At 52.9% G+C, this 19450-nt stretch carries 14 protein-coding genes and 1 pseudogene; 2 read left to right on the top strand and 13 right to left on the bottom strand.

From position 1 onward, the window contains the following. Positions 1-112 precede the first annotated feature (112 nt). The 5 genes from BAA01_01835 to BAA01_01815 all read right to left on the bottom strand — a co-directional run bounded on the left by BAA01_01835 (position 113) and on the right by BAA01_01815 (position 7912). Positions 113-1126, bottom strand: a complete 1014-nt coding sequence (locus tag BAA01_01835; protein OUM86098.1) for a hypothetical protein — start codon at positions 1124-1126, stop codon at positions 113-115. Between the two features lie 100 nt (positions 1127-1226). Beyond that, positions 1227-3422, bottom strand: a complete 2196-nt coding sequence (locus tag BAA01_01830; protein ID OUM86097.1) for an acetone carboxylase subunit alpha — start codon at positions 3420-3422, stop codon at positions 1227-1229. 35 nt (positions 3423-3457) lie between these two features. Continuing rightward, positions 3458-5593: a hydantoinase gene (locus BAA01_01825; protein OUM86096.1), complete on the bottom strand. Its 2136-nt coding sequence runs from the start codon at positions 5591-5593 to the stop codon at positions 3458-3460. Continuing rightward, positions 5590-5964, bottom strand: coding sequence for an acetophenone carboxylase (locus BAA01_01820; GenBank protein OUM86095.1), 375 nt, complete (start codon positions 5962-5964; stop codon positions 5590-5592). The genes BAA01_01825 and BAA01_01820 overlap by 4 nt, the downstream gene beginning before the upstream one ends. Before the next feature lies 1 nt (position 5965). Then, positions 5966-7912, bottom strand: a complete 1947-nt coding sequence (locus BAA01_01815; protein OUM86094.1) for a hypothetical protein — start codon at positions 7910-7912, stop codon at positions 5966-5968. Between the two features lie 398 nt (positions 7913-8310). On the opposite strand from BAA01_01815, the gene BAA01_01810 reads away from it, so the two are divergent. Further along, on the top strand, positions 8311-10071 hold the full coding sequence (locus BAA01_01810) for a hypothetical protein (protein ID OUM86093.1): 1761 nt from the start codon (positions 8311-8313) through the stop codon (positions 10069-10071). Between the two features lie 18 nt (positions 10072-10089). Here BAA01_01810 and BAA01_01805 read toward each other — a convergent pair. From BAA01_01805 to BAA01_01775, 7 genes and pseudogenes are all read right to left on the bottom strand, one after another. Beyond that, positions 10090-10883: pseudogene (locus BAA01_01805) on the bottom strand (hypothetical protein). 24 nt (positions 10884-10907) lie between these two features. Beyond that, positions 10908-11780 carry an iron-dicitrate transporter ATP-binding subunit gene (gene fecE / locus BAA01_01800; GenBank protein ID OUM86092.1) on the bottom strand — a complete coding sequence of 291 codons (873 nt, stop codon included), beginning with the start codon at positions 11778-11780 and terminating at the stop codon, positions 10908-10910. Positions 11781-11816: 36 nt separating this feature from the next. Further along, positions 11817-12848 carry an iron ABC transporter permease gene (locus BAA01_01795; GenBank protein OUM86091.1) on the bottom strand — a complete coding sequence of 344 codons (1032 nt, stop codon included), beginning with the start codon at positions 12846-12848 and terminating at the stop codon, positions 11817-11819. Beyond that, a complete protein-coding gene (locus BAA01_01790) occupies positions 12848-13900 on the bottom strand; it encodes a ferrichrome ABC transporter permease (protein ID OUM86090.1) in 1053 nt (350 codons plus the stop codon). Before BAA01_01790 ends, BAA01_01795 begins: the two co-directional genes overlap by 1 nt. Positions 13901-14157: 257 nt before the next feature. Further along, positions 14158-15048, bottom strand: coding sequence for a short-chain dehydrogenase (locus tag BAA01_01785; protein OUM86089.1), 891 nt, complete (start codon positions 15046-15048; stop codon positions 14158-14160). Positions 15049-15123: 75 nt separating this feature from the next. Beyond that, positions 15124-15585: a hypothetical protein gene (locus BAA01_01780; GenBank protein OUM86088.1), complete on the bottom strand. Its 462-nt coding sequence runs from the start codon at positions 15583-15585 to the stop codon at positions 15124-15126. Positions 15586-15599: 14 nt separating this feature from the next. Beyond that, positions 15600-16205 carry a TetR family transcriptional regulator gene (locus tag BAA01_01775; protein ID OUM86087.1) on the bottom strand — a complete coding sequence of 202 codons (606 nt, stop codon included), beginning with the start codon at positions 16203-16205 and terminating at the stop codon, positions 15600-15602. Between the two features lie 262 nt (positions 16206-16467). Between BAA01_01775 and BAA01_01770 the strand changes: the two genes are divergently transcribed. Next, a complete protein-coding gene (locus tag BAA01_01770; protein OUM86086.1) occupies positions 16468-17493 on the top strand; it encodes an ABC transporter substrate-binding protein in 1026 nt (341 codons plus the stop codon). A gap of 62 nt (positions 17494-17555) precedes the next feature. Here the strand turns inward: BAA01_01770 and BAA01_01765 are convergent, their stop codons facing one another. Further along, positions 17556-19271, bottom strand: coding sequence for a multidrug ABC transporter ATP-binding protein (locus BAA01_01765; protein OUM86165.1), 1716 nt, complete (start codon positions 19269-19271; stop codon positions 17556-17558). Positions 19272-19450 lie beyond the last annotated feature (179 nt).

The following is a 19450-nucleotide window of genomic DNA, read 5'->3' as shown; positions in this document are numbered from 1 at the left end:
CAATCAACTTGATCCCTTGCCAATTCCTAAAACGCGATGTTCGATACGCACGTTCTTCATTATTATTATTCAATGTCAAAATCAGCCAGAGCATCCGACACCGTTCCATTTATCACTTGTGAACTGACCCTGCAGCTGCGCGAAAACGCGTAACCAGTTCCCTCACACGCTCCGGAATCGCTGTTGCCGGCACGATGGGCATAAAAACCCGCATGCCCGTTTTGTGGACACTTTCACCTAAAGCTGTCACTGCCGCTGCAAAAGCAGCATCTCCAGATGTAAAAAATTCTGGTTCTGTAGCCCAGCCAACCATCAGCCCCTGCACTTTTTCCTCCCAATCTGAAAAGTTGGAGCCACTGATACAAACCACGATGCCGGCAAGCACATCGCGAAAAGAATCGGCAGCTAATGTGGTCACTTCCTCTTTTTTTGCACCCGTGACGACATAAAGACACCTTCGTTCATGGTGGCGTAACACATTGAAGCAAGTACCATATGTCCTCAGCAGTTCATCCCCAATCACCCCAGACAAAGGCCAAAGGTCCTCATACAGCACGATTCCACAGCTCCCCTTACGCAGAGCCACCTTGATCGCATCACTCACCACCATGACACTGATATCTAGAAGGTCTTGCCACCGCTCGTCCCCCGTTTTGAAAGCTTCCTCAAACATCGCTCCCCCAAGCAGTCTCGCAAGTGTAAACGGTGCCGGAAGCATACAGGCAATCGGAGATGATATCACCGGCATGACCCTCTCCATAGCCTCCATGATAGTTACAAACGGCACATTCGTGCCCACATCCGGCGGTTGCCAGGACGCCCATGTCTCCGGTTCTCCCTTTACTGCGGGTTGCGCAATACTCCAGTTGTAAAGCTCAATCATCCTCACCTCACAGCCGCAGGACTCGGCAAGGATCGTCGGATCATATCCCATCACTATCAGATCAGGAACCAAGACATCAGCCTCACGTCGCACACCGTCTGCTATCACTGCTGCGTCATAACGTGCGGCATGTGGATTCAGATGTTCCAGTCGAGCACCATATCCTCTCGTCATCGGCACCAGCAACGGTGTTCGAGGAGGTGCCCCGCTGAGCGTCATGAATCGTTCCACAGTTCCCATCACTAAATGTCACCCCATGATTTAGCCAAATTGAGCCGACCAGAACATCCGGTTCTAGGTCGGCTGCCTTTCATCCTACTCGTATGCCTGCATGAGGCCACCGCTATGGCATAAAGATACCTTGCAGAGAATCGGTAGGCATCTTGACATCAGGATTTCCACCATAAACCACATCGTCACGCTCCCACGAACCATAGTAAGGCAACTCCCGGGGAGGCTCCGAACGCAGCCATTTTGCAACGAACTCATGAAACGGAACACCGCGCCGCAACCGCGCTTGACGTTCTTCACTGCGCAAGCGTTCAGTCTCTTCACGGTCAACAACCAAAGTTTCCGGATCGTAGGCCACCTTGTAAATGTTCTGGGCCACCCAGTGGGAGATGCGCCCTTGCTGCAAGTCTGCCATAACAAGATCCGGATCCCTCTCCAAGACGTCCCCGTATCCGCCACCGCCTCCTTGCGCCTGCATATACATCTCTCCCGGCTGTACAATCTCCAACTGAAGACCGGTATGGTGAGTACTGTACTGGCCAGGAAAAGGCTTCTCGTTCATGATCTCGACGATGTCGTAAGCAGTCAAGGCAGGGTCATTGCGCAAAAGTTCCAGAACATTCACTCCCCTCACCTTGCACAATGGCTGAGTAGGAGCAGCATACCCGCCGAACAAACCCAGTACTGTTGGGAACTTGCTGCCAATCGTGGTATTCATCCATCCCCACAGTGGAGTATCCTTGTGCGTCACGATCTGCATGTAACCACTGCCGCCGCGGTATTTACCAAAGCCGTGGTTATCAGCCATCAAACGGCGGTAGCTGAGACACACAAAAGGAAGCTCGTCTTCCAGAAGCTCCGTTTCACCCAAATCCACATAAGCGGCAAAAATAGGGTTCAAGGAAGGCTCTCCATCGCGGTTCCAACGTGCACCACCGCTCATGCCATTAATATCAGTGGTTATGTTTCCGACATAAAAACCGTGCTGCGTGTAGCCACCATAGATGAACCCCGAAATCATGTTCCACCAACTGGCGTGAACATCGCTGGCCTTCGCTGGGTTTCCATTCATCAGGTTATTGAAAAGCAGCTTTTGCAAACAGTGATCAACTGCTGTAAATGCCGGAAAGAAAGACATCATGCTCTGGGCGTTCGGCGCTTCTGGCGTACAATCGACAATCGAACCTTCATCGGTCAAAAAGGTCACCGGCACAAGAACAGCCTGGTTACGAGGCAAATCTGGCCACATGTAGTTGAGAAACACCTGTGCGATCATCCCTTTGAGGGAAGCAAGGACAGTATTGGTAGCCCTGTTGAGAAACTGCGGTGCCGAACCACGGAAGTCGATAATCAACTCCTGTCCCCGCTTCTCTACGGTACAGTTAATTTTGGCAATAACGTTCTCTCGTAGTGTGCCATCTGCGAACAACACGACGCGCGTCTTGCCATCAGGTAGGGCAGCCAACCTCCGCCGCACCTCGTCCGCTGTGTATTCAAGAGTCTCGCGCATGGTGACCAGAAAAGCGTCCAACCCATATTCCTCGATGATCTCCAAAACGCGCTTGCGTATACGTAGGCATGCGGCCAGTTTAGCCTTCATGTCTTCCAGTTGAAGCTTGGGGTCACGCACAGAGTTCTGGAAGTAGGTTACCAAATCTTCGCGAAACTGAAAGTTCTCGCCAACCTTAACAGGACTGATCTTCAGCCCCTCATCATAGGGACTTTCCGCGGCAGAGGGCATACCTCCTGGTTCACGCGCACCGTTCTCACCTTCGTGGATTATCGAACCCGCCCAAGCTACGAGCTTCCCCTCATAGAAGATCGGTGTCAAACAGCCCTGGTCGGTATTGTGAACATTGCCGTAGCGGGCATCATTGTGCATAAAGATGTCTCCGTCGCGGATGCCAACACTAGGTTCGTCTTTCCAGTATTTGAGAATGTACTTGATCGGATGCTGGGCCAGCGCTGCAAATATCAGCACACCGTTGGAGGAAGCTATCGCAAGGTCACCTGCAGCAGTAAATACACCGCAGATCAAATCTCCCCATTTAGCGCCGGGGGCTGAAGCGATGTGTGAGAGCATTTCATTTGCTTCGTTTGCAATCATTTGCAAACGGTTGCGAATTACGGTTTTGGTCAGGCGATCCGTGACGCGTGACATTGCTTGACGTTCCATCTCCGTCAGAGGAGCCAGTCCATGATGGCGCATGATTTCCGGATCAGGGCCTCGGAAGAGCACCTGAGAGCGCAAAAATTCCTGGACTTCCGCCTCGACTTTCGGATCGTCCTTTCGCACATCGAGCGTCATTTGGTGTACCTCCTTTTCATTTTACGATTTTTACGTCACATTCTAACCATTTCTACAAAGCCGTTTTCCAGCAACCGAAGCGTCCAGCCAGGATACACTACAAAAGTTGTGTGCGGCGCTTCGACCACAGCATGCCCTCGAATTTGTTCACCTACAGGTAAAATTTCGAAATCGTAGATCGGTGTTTCCGAAAATCCCTGTTTGGGAAACCAACAACGACGGGAACCCTTCAGCGCTTTATCGATTGTCTTGGCCGAACCACTTACACCAACCCTGCTGCCTCGGAAACTCACTTTTCGCAAAGGGACATATGAAACTACACGGATGTTGTTGATGCTGATGCCCGCTTGTGGTGTTTGGGTTCCCTCGCCAAACCGCTCCCCGTACGAAGTATGGTAACGTTTAATCACATCGAGAATTTGTTGCGGTTTGTCAAACCTCTGGTACGGGCTGATCAACGTTGTTAACTGTAATTGATTCCCATAACGCATATCAAACTCAACCCGGTAGTGGATATCCTCCGGTTTGTAGCCGAGCCGCAAAATATCCCGCGTGCCACGATCCTGCAGTTCAGCGATAATGCCATTGAGTTCTTCGTAGTTGTCATAGAGGGTCCCAACGTTGGGGTGGTACAGGAAAATATAAACTGTTCGTTCGTAAATGTGGAGCTGGTCAAGGTTGCCTCCTCCGACCGCAGAGAACACAGCGCTGTTAGCAGGCACCAGGATGCGCGAAATTTCCAACCCTTCAGCATAACCACAAGCATGTGTAGGGCCGTTTCCACCATAAGCCAGTATGGTAAACTTACGCGGATCGTACCCCCTGAGCGCCACCTCCTTAAAGATAGCCTGAGCCATCTTGTTATCGGCTACTTCCCGCACGGCCACTGCAGCATCCTCAACACTTGCATCTAAGTAACGCGCCAGACGATCACGCATCGCTGTCACGGCACGCCGCTGATTCAAGCGAATTCGACCCATATTGTAATAATCCGGATTGAGATAGCCGAGGAGCAGATCAGCATCCGTGATCGTCGGTTCCCGTCCACCCATGTCATAACACGCAGGCCCAGGGTCACTCCCTGCACTTTCGGGACCTACCTCAACGCTCTGGTGGGTCGAGTCATATTTTGCAATGGAGCCACCTCCAGCACCGATCGCGGTAATGAACATCATCGGAATATCAACGCGCCAGCGGTCAATTACTGGAGCAAATTCGTAAAATTTGATCCCGCCACCGGCCACGATACCGATATCAAAACTGGTGCCTCCCATATCGGTAGTGATGATATTTTCCACCTCAAGCTCGCGGGCGATCTGCTCCGCCCCAGATAATCCAGCCACTGGCCCCGCATGAATGGTCTGGAGCGCATGGGTCCGGCTGAGCTGAGACAGACCACCAGTATTGTGCACCACCTCCAAGGGCCGTCGGTACCCGTGATGGCGTAAAGTCATTTCCAAGCTGCGCAAGCCATACTGCATCTGGCGCTGCAAATAAGCATCGATAATCGTCGACATGCTGCGCGTGTACTCGCCTTTTTTCAACGAAATATCATGAGAGCAAAGGACAGGAAATGATCCGAGGTACGAGGTTGGATACTCTTCCAGGATAATTTCTTCCACTAAGTCTTCGTGCGCCGGGTTCATCACCGCATTAAGGAGTACGACAACAAATCCCCGCACCCCACGATCCACTAAAACCTGAACCTGACGCCGGATGTCAACTGGATCGGCTGGAATCAACACCTCACCCTTATAATCCACCCGTTCCCGTATGCCCACGATATTCTCGCGCGGAATGAGCGGCCGCGGGCGATCTGCACCGGAAACGTTAGCCTGCTCTAACGGCGTCAACCCATCAGCATACTGGCGTGAGCGGCCAATGATCGTAGCGTCTTCGAAACCAGCCGTGGTAATCAATCCAAGGCGTGGTCCCGTGCGCTCAATGAGCGCGTTCGTACCTAAGGTGGTTCCATACCTGACAGATTCCACCTGCGCCAGTATCTCCTCGACAGATATTGCCAACTGTTCAGCACCGTTACGAAGGGCGTTCATAAATCCCTGGGCCAGATTGTAATGAGTGGTGGGTGCCTTGGCTTCCACCAACTGTTCATCCCAGACGATGAAACAATCCGTAAAGGTGCCGCCGATGTCGACACTAATCCGCTTCATCCCTCTGTTTCCTCCCTTGCTCTGTTCTCTTTTGCTCGCCGCTTAAACCACTCAATATCCAGCTCTATGTCATGCGTAATGGGATGTCCTGGCACCAAATATTCAGTTTCAACCAAGGTCCCGCAGCCAGGGCAGTAATACTCCAACAAGCGACACCAGTTGGGGTCTGGAGCATAAGTGTAATGATACTCTTTCTCGTTCAGCATCGGCCGATGAATCTCACGAGGATCGCGTTCGTATACCAAAAGACCGGTTTTATAGTTCTGACGCGCAGGTGCCAAGACATGTCCACATCTGTTGCAGCACCACACCTCCTTTTCCAAATCGATGTCAAGATATTCCGTAATCCGCTCAGTGAACTGTTCGGTCATCTCAATTCCCCTCCTGCGTCAGCATGTACTGGCCATATCGATCTCGGGACAAGCGCCAGCCTGGAGGAACAACCAGCGTCGTGTACTTTGTTTCCACAATCGCCGGCCCAGCCAGCTTCCCATCAGAGTTTTCCAACGCATCAAACGCATAAATGGGAGTGACCACACGATTATCAGCGGTCCAAGCAACATGCCTCTGACTTAAGGGTTCTGGCCGATCCAAGCGCACCGGAACTTCCTGCAATCCCAAATGGGGCAGGCGGGCACGTGCCTCCAATTCGACGAAAGCAGCAGTAATACCGGAATTTTGTTGCAATTGTTCTAATGCTTCCTCAGGTTGATCCGTCACCTGCACAACCTGTTCTCCCTGAAGCAATGTTAATTTCCAGCAAAAGTCGACTCTGTCTGATGCAAACCCCTCGCCACGCATGTCAATGCGTGCTCGTTCGAAAAGTGTGTCAATCGCTTGACGCAATTCTGTGCCATCGGTGAGATGAACGGTTCGGGAATAACGGTGTACCACGTCGCTAAATCCGATGCCAAATGAACTGAAAACGCTTGCCATAGTAGGGAGCAAAACACTGCCAATTCCCGCGCGTTCAGCAATGCCCGCCGCATGCATCGGCCCAGAGCCACCAAACGCAATCAAGACGAAATCACCTGGCGACAATCCACGCTTCGCAGCACCTTTGCGGATGGCTTCTGCAATCCGCTCTTCTAGGGTGTCTCGGATCAAGACGGCAGCTTCTGTCGCAGTGATGCCAAGGGGTTCAGCCACCTTTGTGGTGATCGCGTGCAGCGCCCGCTCTCCATCTATCGGAACCTGCCCCGCCAAAGTTGCACCATCACAAAAGTAACCAAGAACCAGGTTGGCATCAGTAACCGTTGCCTCGGTTCCGCCAAACCCAAAACAGGCCGGTCCTGGTGCGGCACCTGCACTGTCTGGTCCGAGGCGGAACTGCCCCTGCTCTACCCGCGCAATCGTGCCTCCACCACCACCCAGGGGCTCAATCCGCCGCAAAGAAAAGGAGATCTCAGCGTCTTCAATCATGCCAGTAGTATCTTCTTCCAATTGGCCATCAACAAGAAAGGCCAGGTCAGTACTGGTACCGCCAATGTCAATGGTCACAACATGAGGGAGTCGATAATGACGGGCCAGATGAAGTGCACCTTCTACCCCTCCAGTTGGTCCTGAATTAAAGGTTTTAACAGCAGTAACCTTGGCCACACGATTGCTTGTGCCATCGTTGCAAAAAATGAACAGCGGTCTGTTGTAACGGTACTGCCGCAGAATGTCTTCCGCTTTGTAAAGGAAAGTTTCCAAGTTGGGGTGAAGATACGCATTCAAAACTGCTGTCGTCGCGCGACGCAAAATGTTTGTATCCGCAACCAATTCGGTGGAAAAAAGGATCGGCAATGCACCTAAGACATGCCGAGGATACTCGGAAAATACGATACGCTTGATTCTACGCTCAACCACTTCAGCCTGTTCGGAAATCGAGACCACCAAACGCTCGGCCCCTTCCGATAACAGCGTTTCAACCGCATTGAGAATAACCCTTTGATCGGCCTCGCCCCCATCCAACTGGATCCCATATACTTTCTGCCGCACAGGGTAGAGAATACTCCCTAATAGGGATTCGGGATCCAACGATGTAAAGAAAGGCATATCTTTTTCTAAAACGATGAGTCCAATATGTGGCCCATTTCGTTGGATAATGGTGTTCGTCCCGATGGTTGTCGAATAGCGAAATGTATCTACCTGTTTTACAAATTCCACTTCGCTGAGGTTCCATCGCTCCGCTGCAGCTTTGATAATACCGCGAAACGACTCCGTCAGATCATGCGGCGTCGTCCGCACCTTGAGGGCGACAACTTGTTTTCCGTCACTAATCGTCGCATCCGTAAACGTGCCGCCCGTGTCAATGTCAACGGTAAGTTGTGGCAAGATCGGCACCCCCCACAATAAGATTTTGATTCTTGGCCTGTTTTGTTAATTCAGAAAATGAACTCAAAAATACTACATTTTTTTCCACCACACTCCCTAATCACTCTCCCTAATCGCCCCCGTCAACTATTTCTAGATTTAAATAAATAATTTTGTCTTGTTATACTAGTATTTAAAATGCCTTGTTAACAGAATATAATTAATAGTAAGATCTGTCTATGTCAACACTTGATGAAAGTGAGGGGTGACAATTGGCTATAGAGTACAAATCTGCAGTCTTGGAAGTGGCCGATTTTATCGAGGAATTAACAACGTTGTTAGAACAGGAGGGACCTATATCGTCAAAGCATTTCTTCTCGCTGGATTTACACTCGCTTCCAGACTGTCTCCAGGATGCGATGAGGCATTTTCTCGTCGCGCTGGAAAAACGGGAACAGCAGATGATTCGTCCCCAACAAGAAATGCAGCGCAGCATTGCACTTCAACAGCTAACCCTTGAAATCGCTTCTTTAGCACCTCTACAACAAGTTCTCAATCGAATCTGCAAGACGGTACGGTCATTGTTACAGACCGACATCGGGTATATTGCTTTGTACAACGAGGAAAAACAAACGATCACTGTCCGCGCTTCATCCGGCACCAGCCCCCACTTGATCGGCGTCGAACAACGCCTGGGCCAGGGGATTGGCGGACGCGTCGTATTAACGAAACGTCCGCACACGTTTACGGACTACCCTCATGAGGCCCGCAGAGACCCAGAGGTTGAAGCGGCGATTGATTATGAAGGGATTATTTCCGCCATTGCCGTACCCCTGTTGTTGGGTTCCGACGTGATCGGGGTGCTCTACGCCGCGATGCGGGTACAGCGGGAATTCACGACCGAAGAAATCGATTTTCTCTCCAGTTTGGCCAGCCTGGCCAGCGTCGCCATCCGAAATGCGCAACTCTATGACCAATCGCAGCGTCTGATCCGGGTGCATCAACAGTTAAGCGAAGCGGCCCTGCAAAAAGAGGTTGTCGAATCCGTCATCCTCACCTTATCGTCGCTATTGTCTTGTGATGTGTGTTTACTCGACGCATCAGGCCAAATTCTTCATGCCCATTTCCGGAACACCCAGTTGGATGCCGAGTGCATTTCCGCCATCGTTCGCCATGCGAAAAGTTCAATCCAGACGGTTTCCGGGCAGAACAGCCTGTTCATTGAACAATCCAACCATAAGATCATGTGCTCTGCCATCATCAGCAATCAGGTTCTCGTCGGCATTTTAGCCACCGTACGCACTGCCGAGGAAACGTACGACGCGATCGACCGCATCGCCATCGAACGGGCAACGACGCTGCTCGCTCTTGCAATCAGCACACAAGAAATCCAACAGATGAATAAATTCTATCTGCGTACGGCACTTCTTTATCAACTGCTGTTTCGAGGGGAACAGGAAGCCATCTTGGGCGAGCGGGCAAAACATCTGGGGATCAATCTTTGGAAACCTTGTCATCTCATCGTCAGCATGTGCATGACCCACGCGCTTCCCCCGTCCCAGCAGGAAATCATCAACCGCATGCTGCGCTCGATCCAGTTGACGTTGGACGTCGCGAGATTTCCGCTCTCAACCGTGGACAATACCTGCTTGGTGGCCGCCATCCCGGAGCAAGAAAACCTCATGGCAAGGGCCGAAGAAATGCACGCGCTCATTGAGGCCTCTTTGCCACAGACAAAAGTTTTTACGGTGATCAGTGAACCATGCAACAAGCCGAGCGACTACCGCAACGAGTTTTTCAAATGCAAAAACGCCCTTTCCTGGCACGAACGCCTCGGCCGTGACGAACCCATCCTGTGGGCCAAATCCTTCGGGCTCGCCGGATTGCTCTTTGATGTTTCCAACATGGACGCCATCAAAGCATTCTGCGTTGAAACCTTACGCCCGCTTACGCTTGCCGAACACCGGCATGCGGGAAACCTGCTCGAGACGCTAAAGGCCTATTTGGAAAACGAGTCGGAATTGCGCGCCACCGCATCATGCCTGCACATTCACTACAATACATTGCGCTACCGGCTGGAACGGATTGAACAGCTTTTGCAAATCAACTTGAACGATCCGGGAACCCGCCAAGCACTGCGTCTTGCGTTATTGCTAAACGACACGTTTCAATTTGTATAAGACGGATTCATGTGAAATTTACGTCTTTTCACGAAACTTGTCTCTCATGGCTTGCCGCTTTTCCTCTTTCAACCGCGGACAGGTATAGCAGTATTCGCCGCCTTCCGTCTTGTAGTACAGACAGCAAGCGCTTTTCAACGGAACTTGCTTTTGCGGGTCTCTGATATCTTCCACCATACGCAACTTGATATTGAATGGATTTTTCTTTGTCCCAAAAACGGTCGGCTCCAGTTCGTGAACCAACGCGTTGTAATCATCGGTGATTCTGGTTCGCAGACCCGCATCCTCCATGTTGTCCAACAAGTTGTTCTTGAAGTAATAAAATCTGGCAGGCAACTGTCCCCAAAGCTGACCCACATGGATTTCAGCTGCGGCTGACACCGCCTCAAACAAAGGACGAACCGTCTTTCCGTAAAAATCGGCCAGAGCTTGATATCGTGAACGGGTTCTTTCCGTTTCGGACACAGGCAACACCCGCTCCGACCAGCGATTGATTTTGAAAGAAAGCGGAAAATATTGGCCTTTGGGATACACTGGACGGTAATATTGGAAAGAGATAAGTCGATCCGCTTATTTTCCACAGACAACATATACTGCAGGGCGAACGCCACGAATCCAAACCAGCCGCCGAAATAGGCAGCCGCCGGTTGCAGTTCCGGGGATTTGATGCACGAAGCATAAATGCGCAGGAAGTGTTTCGCGTTTTCTTGATCCAGCAAATCTTCGGCAGTCATTGAAAACAGCGCGCCTTCCCGGTCTTCCAGGGTGATATGAAACATCTCTTGGAGTCCTGCCAGATGATCGTTGGTCATGTTCCTTTTTCCTTCCCTACATGATCATGGCTTTCCAGCGGTAACCGGCAATCTCTCGCCGGTGAACGATGACGATGCCGGATTTGCCTGCGTCGTTTGCTGATTTTCCCGTGAAGAAGCAAGCTCATACGGTATACACAGCGGCACGCCCGTTCTCGGATCGGTCAGGATATCCGCCTCGATGCCAAACACCTCACGCAGCATGTCTTTTGTCATGACTTGATGCGGCGATCCTTCACTGACCACCATGCCCGATTTGATCGCCACCATATGATGGGCATAACGAGACGCATGGTTCAAATCGTGGACGACCATGACAATCGTTCGCCCTTCATCCCGGTTCAATTTCTGCAGCAATTGTAAGATTTCCAATTGATGAGCCATGTCCAGGTAGGTGGTCGGTTCATCCAAAAACAAAATATCGGTCTGCTGGGCAAGGGCCATCGCGATCCAGGCACGTTGCCGTTGCCCTCCGGACAGTTGATCGACCGGACGATCGGAAAAAGCTTCCAATCCCGTCACATGGATGGCCCAGCGGATAACTTCTCGATCATCTCGGGTCAAACTGCCAAAGCCTTTTTGGTGGGGAAACCTTCCATATCCGACGAGTTCGGAAACCGTCAGTCCTTCGGGTGCGATCGGATTTTGCGGCAAAATCGCCAATTGCTTGGCGACTTCCTTCGTGGACTGGCCATGAATGGCCTTTCCATCCAACAAAACAACACCCGCTCTCGGCTTCATAATCCGGGCCATGGTCTTCAAAATCGTGGACTTGCCGGAACCGTTCGCGCCGACGAGAGCCGTAATTTTTCCTGTCGGTATGCTCAGATTCAGATTTTTCACGATTAATGCTTCCCCATATCCGATATCGAGTTGTTGCGTATGCAGACGCTCCATGTCCGTCCTTCCCCTCAAAAAAAGTCCGTCTTTATGTCACGCTTTCGTTTTTGCCAGCAAATATAAGAAATACGGCGCACCGATGACCGCCACCACAATGCCGGTAGGGATTTCCGAAGGTTGCAAAAGCGAACGCCCCACCGTGTCTGCGACAATCATCAACAACCCGCCCGTCAGCGCGGACGCGGGAAGCAAATATTGATGTTTCGGCCCGACCAACCGCCGGGCGAGGTGAGGGGCAATCAACCCGACAAAGCCAATTCCGCCGCTGACGGCGACGCAAGAGGCGGCCAAACCGACAGCCGCGGCAAGCAGGCCGAAACGTTCTTTTTCAATGGGAGCGCCAAGCCCCGTGGCGACATGGTCTCCCAAGTTCAACACATTCAGCACCCCCGCTTTGTAAAAGACAAAGGGAAGCAGCACCAGCAACCACGGAAGCAAAGCCAACACAAACTTCCAATCCGTCCCCCAGATGCTCCCCGCCAGCCAAGTGGCCACAAATTGATAGCGGTCTGGATCCAGTTTAATCGACAAAACGATCATGGCCGCGCTGATGCCGGCCGCTACGGCGACCCCTGTCAAAGTCAGACGGGTCGGCTGAAGGCCTTCATGTTTGTTGAAAGCAAGCACGTAAATGAGCGCCGCGGTCAACCCCGCACCGAGCAAAGCGCAAAAAGGCAGGAAAAATACCGGTGCAGCCTCATTCACGGGATAAAAGGAAATGAACAAAATGACCATCAACCCCGCACCGGCGTTGATGCCGAGAATGCCCGGATCGGCAAGCGCGTTGCGGGAAAGTCCCTGCAGGATACATCCCGAAACGGCCAGGCCGGCTCCGACCAGCACGGCGATCACAATGCGCGGCAGCCGGAATTCGAACAAAATAAGTTCCTGCTTCTCAGTTCCGGCTCCGACCAACGTCTTCACCACATCCAGCGGCGCCAGGCGGATATACCCGGTGTTCATGCTGATCACAAACATGACGACAATGAGGACGGCCAAAGCGGACAATACAACGGCAGCGCGAGCAGCTCTCCGGTGTTCCGCTTGCGGCTTGACTGCCTCCATCACAGCTCCCTCCTTTCGCGGCGCGCCAAATAGAGGAAGAAGGGAACGCCGATTAAGGCAATCAGTGCTCCGACAGGCGTTTCATAGGGAGGATTGATCATCCGCGCCCCGATGTCGGCCAAAATCATCAAAAGGCTGCCCAGCACCGCCGAACAGGGAATGATCCAGCGGTAATCCACGCCGACCAAAAAACGGGCGAAATGGGGAACGATCAAGCCGACGAAACTGATGGGCCCGGCGACGGAAACCGCCGTGCCGGCAAGCAAGAGAACGATGAGAACGGCCACCAGTTTCACTAGCCCTGTCCGCTGTCCCAAACCGGCGGCCACTTCCTCCCCAAGGCTGAGCAGCGTGATGGAACGTGAAATCAAGAGCGCTCCAACCAGCGCTGCCGTTACGAAGGGAAACATCCATTGAAGGTGAATCCATTTCACACCGGCCACCCCTCCCGCATACCAAAAGGCCAAATCCTGGCTGATACGAAAAGAGAGGGCGATCCCTTCGCTTAAAGCCACCAACAGCGCGCTCACGGCCGCTCCTGCCAGTGTCAGGCGGACCGGCGTCAGCCCGTTGATGGACAGCGAGCCTATCCCGTACACCATGCCCGCGCCAATGGCCGCGCCAAAAAAGGAACACAGGATCAGATATGGATACGGAAGCCCTGGAAAAAAAGCGAAACACAGCGCCAACGCAAATCCTGCGCCGGCATTCAGACCAAGCAGGCCGGAATCGGCCAGCGGATTGCGGGTCATCCCTTGCATCAAAGCACCGGCAACGGCAAAACAGGCCCCAATCATGGCTCCGGCCAGCGCGCGGGGGAGCCTCAATTCCTGGATGATTTGATGCTGGGTCAGATCAGGATTAAAATGAAAGACCGCCTGCCAAACGGTTTGCAATTGGATATCCGCGGCACCCACAGAGACCGCCAGTGCAATTCCCAGCACAACAGCGACGAGTCCGCCAATCAGAATCCCTGAGGCGGCAGCGGGCCGGCTCTTCAATTTGATCATGGATGTTTCCGACTGTGCAAGGGGATCATGTCGCAGGCCCATTCGAGGTTCATCCTTTGTTCGTCAAGGGAGATGTCATTGATAACGATTCTCATTGTCAGCAAAAATGTATCAAAAATCATTTCTCCTGTCAATTATAAACAACATCCGGGCTGCCGCCGGACCTGTCCATCTCCCGGAACGGGTGAACGAAGTCATCGGCAAATAAAAAAGCGCCCCTTTCGGGCGCTTTTGCCGGCTATCATCTTCCCTGTTTCGACGCCCTGTACGTTCAATGCGACAGCCCGGTCGAGACGCTTTCAGTCCAAAAAACCTTGTTTCTTGGCATAGTTTCCCCAATGAGGCTTCCTGCCGTCCACATCAGTAAACCCGTACTCATCCGCCAAGTCCCAACTCCCCAACACTTGGCCGGTTTTCCTGAATACATCGGGGTCAGCCGCCAGTGCCGCAATGCCTCTGCCGATAAAATACGGCGTCTCCGACTCCATAAAGTGTTCGGCGTGGGGCAAGCCGCTTTTGACGGCGTCCCGCCAGTTGGCTTCCGTGACGCCAAAGTAGTCCAGCATTTCCTCGGAACGCAAAAATCCCGGGGTGACGGCCAGCACGGCAACGTGGTGCGGACGCAGTTCCTCGGCCATGGCTTGCGCCAGATGGATGGCCGAAATTTTGGCCAGGCTGTAATACAGATTTCCCCGGTACCGATAATCGACGCCGTCAGTCACTTCGATGATGAATCCCTTTTTCGCGGACACCATCAGAGGAGCCGCATAATAACTGGTAATCATATGTGTCCACACCGCTCTCTCCTGCATCCTCAGCCCGTCTGAAAGCGAATGTTCCCAAAAAGGCGTACCCCACTTGGTCAGTTGCTCGCCTCCCCAAATGTCGTTGACCAGCACATCCAGCCGGCCGTTCTGCTCATCCCCGATCCGCCTGAACAACGCTTCGACTTGCGCTTCATCACCATGATCGACTTGCACCGGAATCCCTACGCCGCCCGCGTCCGCCACCATTTCCGCCGTCTCTTCGATGGTCTCCGGCCGGTTCAAATCGGACGGATTTCCGCGCACACTGCGCCCCGTGCAATAAACGGTCGCACCGGCAGCCCCCAGCATGACCGCGATTCCTCTGCCGGCGCCTCGCGTCGCGCCGGCTACGACGGCAACCTTTCCTTTCAACGGCTTGAACATCCTATCCCCCGCCCCTTTTGATTTTTTGACAAAGACAGGATAGCCTCCCAATGATGACATCGATTGCCATATCCGTCAAAAACCTTTGGTAATCATCAGGTACAAAACGGCCACCGGCAGCAATGTGGCAATGGTTCCAAACACATCCCACAACAGAGACGCCCGCCGGTACCCCGCGTCAACCATGCCAGTTTCCAGTGCTTGCCGGCTCCGGCGGATCATGCTCCGCTGCAACGGAAGCAGCACCGCCAGCCAGAGCAGGCCTGACAGACCAAACAACCCCAACGAAAGCGTCAGCCAGTTGAACGCTCCCATCGAATACCCCGCCCGCTCGGCCATCCATGTGCCTGATGCGACAATCAGGAGGATGCCCGGCAGAGTAAACAGAAAATCGGCCAGCATGACATTTTTCGCCGCATGATGGATCACGGCCGGATTTCCCGTTTGGTTAGCCCGCAGTTTCCAAAAAGCTGCCGTAATGATGTTGCCCAACAAAAGCACCGCCCCGAACACGTGGCAAAACAGCGCAATCGCCATCCCGTTCCACTCCCTTACCGCGCATGGTTTGCAGGCTGAAGCATGCCGGTCATCAACGCGGCAAATTCGGCGCTTCCGAAAGCGTCATTGCCCGAAGACAGAAAACCGCGCACGCGCAGCCCGATGGAAATCAACACAAACAATTCAGCCGTCTTGTCGGCATCCACGGATAAAGGAATGACCCCCGCCTCCTGCCCGGCGGCAATCCACCGTTTCGATGCCCGCAACGCCTGTTCGTAAAATCGGCCCATGACTTCTTTCACTTCCGGCTGATGGCATTTTCCCAGCAAATACATCAACACCTGGTTGCCCACACTACCCGGATCTTCCAAATCCGGCAGGCGGGAGACAATTTCCTGCATGGGCCTATCGAACGTTTTGGGTTCAAGCGCCGTGGCCGCAAAAAACCGCCGGTTTGTTTCCTCAAGCCATTCCAGCAACACCCAGCTCAACAGTTCGTCCTTGCTTTTGACGTAGTGGTAAATCCCCCCTTTTGACAATCCCGAGCGCTCCATGATGTCGCTCAACGTCATGTTGGCGCATCCTTTTTCCTGAATCAGCTGTTTGGCCGCATCCAGCATCAACTGCCTGGTCCGTTCCCGTTTCAGCTCCCGTTTCATCGCGCTGCTGTCCACCTTTCGCAAATCCTTTTATCGGAACTGTATTTGTATTATAAAAACCAACCGACGGTCTGTAAACAGAAAAAACCTTGCCGTCCGTTCTTCGGACGCAATCATTCGGGCGAAAGAAGACACCAAGCTGGACGCCCACGCCTATTGTGCAATTGATCGAAAATGGCGCCTTACATGTGATTGACACTGAAAGTGATTATCAATATCATTATGGTCGTATACATACCCAATGCTACAGGAGGAGATATTCATGAGACGCGATCCATCGCGACTAAGGCGTAGAATGAAGACGGCATTCATTCTGATTTTGGCTTTCGTGTTCGCTTTCGCCGTTACGGCATGCGGCCAGGGGCCGACCGGACCGGCGGAATCCGGCGGGGAAAAAGGGCAGAACCAGCAAGCGACTGAGGAAAAGAACAGCGGGAATGCAAACGGGACCGGAAAAGTGATGACGGACGCATTGGGCCATCAGGTGACCATTCCCGCCAACCCGCAACGCATCTTGGCCACCTATCTGGAAGATCATCTTCTCTCCTTGGGCGTCAAACCTGTGGCGCAATGGATGGTTGCAAACGGAAAACAGGAATATCTGCAGTCGGAAGGTTTGGAGGGAATTCCGACAATCAGCTACAATCTCCCTCTGGAAGAAGTGCTCAGTTTCAATCCGGACCTTATCATCATCGGGTCGTCTACATTGGTGCAAAACGGCATGTACGAACAGTATGGCAAAATCGCTCCCACCTTTGTTCTGGGAGACGACCTGGTCAAGGACTGGCGCAAAACGCTGACAAAAATCGGTGAATTGCTGGGCCGGGAGGAACAGGCTCAAAAGGTCCTGCAAGAATACGACGCCAAAGTAGAGGAGACCAAAAAGAAAATTGCCCCCATCCTGAAAGGCAAGAAGGTCGCCACCTTGTGGCTGGTCCAAAAATCGTTCTTCATCGTCGATAAATCAATGGCATGCGGTTCGGTATTGTACGGGGATTTGGGATTACAGCCTCCCGAGTTGGTGTTGAATTTGCCGAAGGATGACAACGCGTCATGGAAACCCGTCACGCTGGAAAAGCTTGCTGAACTGGATGCCGACTACATTTTCCTGGTCAACAGCGACGGCCCGGGAGGAAAAGAAGTGCTGGACCAGCCGATTTGGAAAAACCTGCCAGCTGTAAAAGAAAACCGCGTGTATGAATTGAGCTCCTCCAGCAGTTGGCTATACAGCGGCGCCATTGCCGGCAGACAAGTGATGGACGATCTGGTACGGTTGTTGACAAAATAAGCGCCGGCATGGCGCTTTTTTTGCCTTGAACGACGGAAAAGTTTAGCTCCTGGACAAGGACGCTACGCCCCGAACTGCATGTTATACATCCGGTGGTACAAGCCGCCGGCTGACAGCAGCTCCTGGTGCGTTCCCATCTCGGCGATCCCTTGCTCCGTGATGACCACAATCCGATCCGCGTTTATGATCGTTGCGAGGCGGTGGGCAATCACCAGGGTTGTACGGCCTTCCGCCAACTCGGCGAGCGATTGCTGAATGGCCGCCTCCGTCTCCGCGTCAAGCGCAGAGGTGGCCTCATCCAAAATCAGGATGGACGGGTTTTTGAGAAACATCCGCGCGATGGCGATACGCTGCTTCTGCCCGCCGGAAAGCTTCACACCCCGTTCGCCGACCACCGTATCCAGCCCTTGGGGGAGCGAACGGATAAAATCGTCCAGCCGCGCCCGTCTCGCCGCTTCCCAGATTTCTTCCTCCGATGCATCCAGACGGCCGTAAGCGATGTTCTCCCGAATCGTGCCGGAAAAAAGAAAAACATCCTGCTGCACGATGCCGATCTGCTTGCGCAACGAGGCCAGTTTGATCGTCCGAATGTCTCGCCCGTCAATGGTGATGCTGCCCTCCGTCACATCATAAAAACGGGGCAGCAGACTGCACAGCGTCGTTTTCCCCGCCCCCGACGGGCCGACAATCGCGACGGTTTCGCCGGCCCGTATGGACATGCAAATGTTTTTCAGGATCGGCTTGTCCTTCTCATAGCCGAACGTGACGCGGTCATACCGGATCTCTCCCCGAAGCGGGCCGATTTCCACGGCGTCCGGCGCATCGGTCACGTCCGGTTCCGTATCCAGGATTTCGAGATAACGCTTAAACCCCGCAATGCCTTTCGGGTATGTTTCGATGACGGCGTTGATTTTCTGGATCGGCCCCAAAAACACATTCGTCAGCAGCAAAAAGGCGAGAAATTCCCCATAGCTCAACTTGCCCCGGATGACGAACCAGGTTCCGCTCAACAGCACAAACACGGTAATGAGGCGCATCAACATGTAATTGGCGGAAAAACTCCACCCCATGATCTTGTAAGCAAGCAGCTTGGCCTTTCGATAGCGCTGGTTGTTCCGGGCAAACAATTCCTTTTCGTATTCGTCGTTGGCAAAGGCCTGGACGACGCGGATGCCGCCGATGCTTTCCTCGACGCGGGCATTGATGCCGGCCAGTTCGGCCATCATCCGCCGAAACGCTGCGGTCATTTTTTGATTGAAGTAGGTCGCCAGCCAGAGCAAGAACGGCACGACGGCGAACGTCAGCAAGGCCAGCTCCCAATTGATGGAAAGCATCACGCCGAATGCCCCGAGCAGCGTCATGACGGCGATGAACAGATCCTCCGGGCCATGATGCGCCACTTCCCCGATATCCAGCAAATCGTTGGAAATGCGGGACATCAGTTCTCCCGTTTGGTGGTTGTCATAAAAGCGGAAAGAAAGCTTCTGCAAGTGGTCAAACATTTTTTTGCGCATGTCGGTTTCGATGTTGATGCCGAGCATATGTCCCCAGTACGTGACCACAAAGTGCAGGCCCATGTTGATCAAATACAAGACCAGCAAGCCGACACAGGCCCAAAAAATCCACCACCAATTGCCCGTCGGCAACAAGTCGTCCACCACTTTGTTCACAGCCAGGGGAAAACCCAGCTCCAAAAGGGCAGCCCCCACAGCGCAAAAAAAATCCAAAAGAAACAGCCCTTTGTAGGGCTGGTAATAGGCAAAAAACCGGCGCAGCAATCCGGATCCCTCCATTCTCCACCTTTACCGGTTGGCCAACACCATGATCATTTTTCCGCAGTCAGCGGCACACGGTCTACATTCTTCCATGCAAACGTTCTTCCACTCAAACGGATGCCATAAACCGTCCCTGCGCCAAGGACCTCTCCTGGATAAAGATCAAATACCGGTACGGCAAT

The organism is Bacillus thermozeamaize, assembly GCA_002159075.1.
Classification (GTDB): domain Bacteria; phylum Bacillota; class Bacilli; order ZCTH02-B2; family ZCTH02-B2; genus Bacillus_BB; species Bacillus_BB thermozeamaize.
This window is presented reverse-complemented; position numbering and strand designations above follow the sequence as displayed.

Excerpts from the sequence above, each read along its gene's own strand:
- BAA01_01830 (OUM86097.1), bottom strand. The coding sequence starts at position 3,422 with ATGACGCTCGATGTGCGAAAGGACGATCCGAAAGTCGAGGCGGAAGTC.
- BAA01_01825 (OUM86096.1), bottom strand. The coding sequence starts at position 5,593 with ATGAAGCGGATTAGTGTCGACATCGGCGGCACCTTTACGGATTGTTTC.
- BAA01_01820 (OUM86095.1), bottom strand. The coding sequence starts at position 5,964 with ATGACCGAACAGTTCACTGAGCGGATTACGGAATATCTTGACATCGAT.
- BAA01_01810 (OUM86093.1), top strand. The coding sequence starts at position 8,311 with ATGAGGCATTTTCTCGTCGCGCTGGAAAAACGGGAACAGCAGATGATT.
- fecE (OUM86092.1), bottom strand. The coding sequence starts at position 11,780 with ATGGAGCGTCTGCATACGCAACAACTCGATATCGGATATGGGGAAGCA.
- BAA01_01795 (OUM86091.1), bottom strand. The coding sequence starts at position 12,848 with ATGGAGGCAGTCAAGCCGCAAGCGGAACACCGGAGAGCTGCTCGCGCT.
- BAA01_01790 (OUM86090.1), bottom strand. The coding sequence starts at position 13,900 with ATGGGCCTGCGACATGATCCCCTTGCACAGTCGGAAACATCCATGATC.
- BAA01_01785 (OUM86089.1), bottom strand. The coding sequence starts at position 15,048 with ATGTTCAAGCCGTTGAAAGGAAAGGTTGCCGTCGTAGCCGGCGCGACG.
- BAA01_01780 (OUM86088.1), bottom strand. The coding sequence starts at position 15,585 with ATGGCGATTGCGCTGTTTTGCCACGTGTTCGGGGCGGTGCTTTTGTTG.
- BAA01_01775 (OUM86087.1), bottom strand. The coding sequence starts at position 16,205 with ATGAAACGGGAGCTGAAACGGGAACGGACCAGGCAGTTGATGCTGGAT.
- BAA01_01770 (OUM86086.1), top strand. The coding sequence starts at position 16,468 with ATGAGACGCGATCCATCGCGACTAAGGCGTAGAATGAAGACGGCATTC.